The sequence below is a fragment of the Kocuria sp. genome, assembly GCF_030536815.1.
Classification (GTDB): Bacteria; Actinomycetota; Actinomycetes; order Actinomycetales; family Micrococcaceae; genus Kocuria; species Kocuria gwangalliensis.
This window is the reverse complement of the sequence record NZ_JAUNPE010000108.1, coordinates 4,379-7,338: the sequence shown is the minus strand read 5'-3', so window position 1 is coordinate 7,338 and position 2,960 is coordinate 4,379. Positions and strand designations below refer to the sequence as shown.

3 protein-coding genes are annotated in these 2,960 nt (G+C 63.4%); all 3 read left to right on the top strand.

Annotated elements, in window-relative coordinates; translation table 11 throughout:
• The coding region (locus Q4E95_RS09675; RefSeq protein WP_303383112.1) for a glycosyltransferase family 2 protein at nucleotides 1-1,445 on the top strand (1,445 nt) is incomplete at its 5' end.
• Complete coding sequence (locus tag Q4E95_RS09670) at nucleotides 1,393-2,025, top strand: family 16 glycoside hydrolase (protein ID WP_303383111.1); 633 nt, start codon at nucleotides 1,393-1,395, stop codon at nucleotides 2,023-2,025. The genes Q4E95_RS09675 and Q4E95_RS09670, both read left to right, overlap by 53 nt.
• 46 nt (nucleotides 2,026-2,071) lie before the next feature.
• Nucleotides 2,072-2,960, top strand: an 889-nt coding sequence (gene wecB / locus Q4E95_RS09665) for a non-hydrolyzing UDP-N-acetylglucosamine 2-epimerase (RefSeq protein ID WP_303383110.1), incomplete at its 3' end; no start/stop codon positions are given.

The window sequence follows — 2,960 nt, the reverse complement described above, 5'->3', positions numbered from 1 at the left end:
CCCCGGTCAACACCCCGGTCAGCGGTAGAGAATCCGTCATGATTATGTTTCTCGGAAACAGGATCGATTTGGTCCTGTGGCTCGTTATTGCCCTGGTGATGATTAGTGTTCTTTACGGATTGACCTTATTGGTGCTTTCTCGTTTTGAACCCCGTCGGCAGAGAATTTCCGCTGGTCAGACTGCCCATGCGGGCTCGGAAAAAACCGTGGTCTTCGTCGTGCCATGTTTGAACGAGGACCGCGTTCTGAAAGCAAGTCTGGACCGTCTGACCAGCCTCGATTATCCCGGGATCCATATTCTCGTGATTGATGACGGGTCCGACGACGGGACCGCCGATATCGTTCGCTCACACCCTGATCCGCGGGTTCGCCTGTTCCAGCGTGTTCTCCCGGAGGCCCGTCAGGGCAAGGGCGAAGCGTTGAACGCGGCCGTTCGCCACCTCGTGGGTAGCGAATTGATCGCCGGGTCACCCCAGTCGGAGGTGATCGTGTGCGTCATGGATGCGGATGGGCGCCTCGATCCCCACGCTCTGGATGAGGTCATGCCCTTGTTCCATGACGAACAGCTCGGTGCCGTGCAGATCGGCGTTCGGATCAACAACCGTCAACAGAACCTCTTGGCTCGCATGCAGGACATCGAATTCGTGCTGTTCACTCACGTGTTCCAACGCGGTCGCCGCCACTTGGGCAGCGTGGGTCTGGGCGGTAACGGCCAATTCGTGCGGTTGTCCGCGCTGACCGGTCTGGGCCCGTCCCCGTGGTCGCGAAGTCTCACGGAGGACCTGGACCTGGGGGTCCGGCTGCACATCGACGAGTGGGACATCGAGTTCTGCTCTACCTCATCCGTGCACCAGCAGGGCCTGGTGGACGTCAAGCGGTGGATCAAGCAGCGCACCCGCTGGTTCCAGGGGCACCTTCAGTCCTGGAACCTGGTGCCCTGGGTCCTGCGCGATCTGACCGGAACGCGCAGGGCAGACATTCTGTATCACCTGACCAGCCCGTTCCTGCTCCTGGTCACGTCCTTCCTCAGTGCGGCATTCGCGTTCTGGGTCCTGGACATCCTGCTCGGGATCGCCCTGGGACAGGCCGTGGTCTCCCCCTGGTGGCTCTCTGCCTACCTGGTGGCGTTCGGACCCGCCGTGCTGTTCGGATTCGTGTACTGGTCGCAGGAGAAACATCAAGGGTTGAACCCGTTCGTGGCCGTGGTGCTGATTCACGGGTACGTCCTCTATGCCCTGCTCTGGTACGTGGCGGGCTGGAAGGCCGCCTACCGCGCCGTGATCGGCCAGAACTCGTGGACCAAGACAGAACGCAATGTCGAAAGCAGAAATCAAGTGGATACGTCCGCGGAGGAGCTGACCGGTGAGGCCATACCCGAAGAAATTGCCGGCGGTGCTACTGGGAGCCGTGCTCCTGGCGCTGTTGGTCACGGCGGGGGTCAATAACGTGTGGCGGGTCCAGCCCTGGGCGGACGGAGAAACCCACGGCCGGTGGACGGCGATGTACAACGGGCACGGCCGGACGGTGGGTACGGACCAGCAGGTGGTGCTGGAACCCAACGCGGCGACGTCGGCGGATGTCACCCACGGGTCACTGGTGCACACCACCGAGACGTACCAGGACGCGGACTTCGAGATCACCATGAAGACCGAGGAGCAGGTGCGCGAGGGATCTCCCAACGTGTGGGAGGTGGGCTGGGTGCTGTGGAATTTCCGGGACAACGACCACTTCTACGCCGTGGCGCTCAAGCCCAACGGCTGGGAGATTTCCAAGCAGGACCCCGACTATCCGGGAAGCCAGCGTTTCCTGGCCACCGGGGAGGACAAGAAATTTCCCATCGGTCAGGAATATCAAGTGCGGATCGAGCAGGACTGGCCCCGGATGACCGTCAGCGTGGACGGTCATGTTCTGGCCACGGTGACTGACACGGAGCGGCCGTACCGCGGGGGCTCCATCGGGCTGTACACGGAGGACGCCCGGGTCCGCTTCATGGACCTCAGCGTGGCCACCGAATCGGGAGACTGACGCTAACAATCGGGGTGCCGTGGGCCGGCATCCCAGAGGAGAAATTATGGTACGAACACCCCCCCTTCAGCCGGTCACCATCATGGCGGTTTACGGAACCCTCCCCGAGGGCATCAAAATGGCGCCGCTCGTTCTGGCGCTGCGCAAAGATCCGCGTTTCCGAGTACGCGTGGTCGTCACGGGGCAGCACCGCGAGATGCTGGAGCAGGTCAACGAGGATTTCGGTATCGTCCCCGATCACGACCTGGACATCCATGTCCCCGGACAGACGCTCACACAGATCAGCGCACGCACCCTCGAGGGGCTGACTCAGGTCCTGCAGACGGAGCGGCCCGATGCTGTGCTGGTTCAGGGTGACACGACGACGTCTTTCATGGGCGCGCTCGCGGCCTCCTACTCCGAGATTCCGGTGATCCACACGGAGGCCGGGCTGCGCACGGGTGACAGGTCCTCGCCGTTCCCGGAGGAGATCAACCGGCGTCTCACCGGGCAGATCGCCAGCCTGCACCTGGCCCCCACGGCGGCAAGTCGCGAGAATTTGCTGCGGGAGAACGTGGCGGCGTCGGACATTGTGGTCACGGGCAATTCGGGCATCGACGCCCTGTTGGCCACCGTGGCGTCCCGGCCCCGGATCACCGACGTCGCTCTGGTCCGACGCCTGGGCCGCGGTCGCCCGGTCGTTCTGGTCACGGCCCACCGGCGGCAATCGTGGGGCGAACCGTTGGAGGCCGTGGGCCGGGCCGTAGCCACGCTGGCCAGGAGGCACCCCGACCACGATTTCATTTTCCCCGCGCACCCGAATCCTATGGTGCGCGAGGCGCTGCGACCGGCCCTGCGGGGGCATGACAACGTGCTGATGATCGAACCGTTGCCCTACGCGCAGTTCTGCGCGCTGATGGAACGGTCCAAGATCATCCTCACCGACAGTGGCGGTG